This is a genomic window from Nocardioides sp. (assembly GCF_041600255.1).
GTDB lineage: Bacteria > Actinomycetota > Actinomycetes > Propionibacteriales > Nocardioidaceae > Nocardioides.
Map to the genome: position 1 here is coordinate 1 of NZ_JBFIKK010000224.1, position 2888 is coordinate 2888.

General features: G+C 74.2%; 2 protein-coding genes. Both read left to right on the forward strand.

Going from position 1 to position 2888, the window contains the following annotated elements:
- Nucleotides 1-1127, forward strand: a 1127-nt coding sequence (locus ABZE72_RS16520) for an acetyl-CoA carboxylase biotin carboxylase subunit family protein (protein WP_372730128.1), incomplete at its 5' end; no start/stop codon positions are given.
- Nucleotides 1124-2842, forward strand: coding sequence for an IucA/IucC family protein (locus ABZE72_RS16525; protein ID WP_372730129.1), 1719 nt, complete (start codon nucleotides 1124-1126; stop codon nucleotides 2840-2842). The genes ABZE72_RS16520 and ABZE72_RS16525, both read left to right, overlap by 4 nt.
- Nucleotides 2843-2888: the final 46 nt, after the last annotated feature.

Consider the following 2888-nt stretch of genomic DNA (forward strand, 5'->3'; position numbering starts at 1 on the left):
CCGCCGAGCGTCTCGGGCTCTCCGTCACGGTGCTGACCGACCACCCCGACGAGCACGACGGCCTCGGCGTCCGCGTCGTGCCCTGCGACGTCCAGGACTTCCGCGCGGTCCTCTCGGCGATCGCGGCCCTCCCCGAACCCGACGCCGTCTTCTCCAACAGCGACCACCTCCAGGTGCAGGCGGCCCTCACCGCGGAGTACCTCGGACTGCCCGGCAAGCCGTGGCCGGCCGCGCTCCGCGCCCAGGACAAGGCCGAGCTGCGGCGCCACCTCGCCGCCGCGGGAGTAGACCTGGTCCGGTCCGTGACCCTGCACCCCACCGACGACCCGACCACTCTCGGCAGCATCGACCTGCCCTTCCCGTGCGTCCTCAAGCCACGCGAGGGCGTGGCCAGCGAGGACGTCGTCCTCGTCACCGGCAGCGACGAGCTGGTGCGGCGCGCCACCGAGGTGCGCGCTCGCCGCCCCGGAGCGGCCCTGGTGGTCGAGGAGTACCTCGACGGCGACCTGCGCACCCTGGAGACGTTGGGCGACGGCGACCGGCGCCACGTTCTCGGCGGCTTTCGCACCGAGCTCTCAGCGCCGCCGTACTTCGTCGAGACGCGGATGGAGTTCGTGCCGGAGCCGCCCGAGAAGGAGGTCGAACAGGTCCTCGCCCAGCTCGACGCGCTCGGCGTCGGGTTCGGCATCTGCCACACCGAGTACGTGGTCGATGCGAGTGGGCAGGCCCGACTGATCGAGGTCAACGACCGCGCCATCGGCGACCACTGCGACCTGCTGCTGGCCGAGCTCACCGGGCTGCCGCTCTTCGAGCTCGTGCTGCGCCTGCACCTCGGCGAGCCGCTCCCCGTCGACCTGCCGGTACGCCGGGACGGCGCCGCCCGGGTCGAGTACCCGTGCGCGACCACGCCCGGCACCCTCGTCTCGGCGCCGGAAGCGACGACGGACCTCTTCGACGGCATCCACCTGAGCTACCGGCCGAGCCGGGCGATCGGCGAGACCCACCCGGTCCACCACACCAACCGCGACTACCTCGGCACCCTCATGACGTGGGGCCACGACCAGGAGTCGGTCGACCGGGTTGCCGCCGACTACCTCGCCGACAACCGCTGGGAGATCGTGCCGTGACCCTCTCCCCCGCAGCCCCGACCGACCAGGTCGCGGGCCGCCTCACCGTGCGCGTGCTCAGCGCTCTGCTGCGCGAGGACGTCGTCGGTCTGCGCTCCCGGGGACGCCTGGAGTACCGCCCCGACGGTGCGTGGCTGCGACTCGACGCCCGCCCCGGGGCCGGGCAGAGACCCCTCGCCGTACCCGTCACCGCCGACGGCTTCCAGGGCGAGCTCTCCGCCCGGCTGCCGCTCGTCACCGTCGAGGACGACCCACCCCACACGCTCCACGGCGTCGAGGCGATCCTCACCGAACTGGCAAGCCGGGCCGACGCCCGCGACCGCCCCGGCTTCACCGCGTACGCCGAGGAGTGCCGGCAGACCTTGGCCACGCTCCGCCTGCACGAGGCCACCGACGACGACCTGCGGGCGCTGCTGACCGACCGCCACGGCAGCAGCCCGACCGGGTGGACCGGCATGCGCGCCAGCCTGGGCTTCGACGCCCTCGCCGCCCGGATCGACCACCCCGTCTACCCCACCGCGCGGGGCCGGGCGGGCCTGGGCGAGGCGGAGCTCCGGGCCTACGCGCCCGAGTTCGCGCCCGCGTTCCGGCTCCGCTGGCTCGCCCTGCCCCGCGACGCGGTCACCCTCTCCCCCGACGCCGGGGACACCTTCGACGGCCCCGACGGCACCGTCCTCCTCCCTGTCCACCCGCTGACCCCGGGTCCGCACCTCGACCGGGCACTCGCGCAGGCCGGTCTCACGGAGGCGGCACGCCTGGTCCCGGGGCCCGACGCCCTCGTCGTCCCCACGCTGTCGATGCGGACCGTCGCCCTCCTCGACCGGCCGACCGACCACCTCAAGGTGCCGCTGTCCACCGCCACGCTCGGCCTCCGGAACCGGCGGACCATCAAGCCCGACACCCTCGCCGACGGCCGCGCCGGTCAGCGGCTGATCACCTCCGTGCTGGCCGGCCTCCCCCACCTGCGCGACCGCGTCCTGCACGCCGACGAGACCCGCTACGTCCATGCCGGGCACGAACTCCTCGCGGCACTCGTCCGCCGCCACCCACCTGCGCTGGAGAACGACCTCGTGGTCCCGCTGGCAGCGCTGCTCGCTCCCGCGCCGGGCGGTCGGCTCGTGATCGAGCACGCGGCCGACATCGTCTCGGGAGGCGACCCGGTCCGGTTCCTCGGCGAGCTGTGGGAGCTCCTGCTCGACCTGCAGGTCTCCCTCTTCACCCGGGGCATCGCCCTCGAGTCGCACCAGCAGAACCTCTCGGTGCTCGTGGCGCCCGACCGCCCCGTGCGGTTGCTGCTCAAGGACAACGACGGGCCGCGGGTGCTGCGCCGTCGCGCAGCCGAGCTCGGGCTCGACCCGACGGCCTTCGACGACCCGCGGACCTGGGTCGACGACGAGGGACCGCTGGCAGACCTGTTCGCCACCATCACCGTCCACCTCTGCGCAGGGGCGTACGCCGTCGGGCTGGCCGAGCACGGACTGGCCAGTCGCGAGGCTGTCCTCGGCGAGCTCCGGACCCGCCTCGAGGTCGCGCTCGACCGGCCGGGCACGACCTACCTGCGACGCCGTCTGCTGGAGGACCCTGCCCTCCCGGTCAAGGCGATGGTGACCGCCGGCTCCCTGCTCAGCAAGGAGCGATCGGGCGCCACCGACGTCAACAAGCACTACACGACCGGCCCGAACTACCTGCTCCGCAAGACGGGGACCGGCCGATGACCACCACACCCGCCACCCCCGCCCCCCCCGCCGGCCAGCCCGCGCC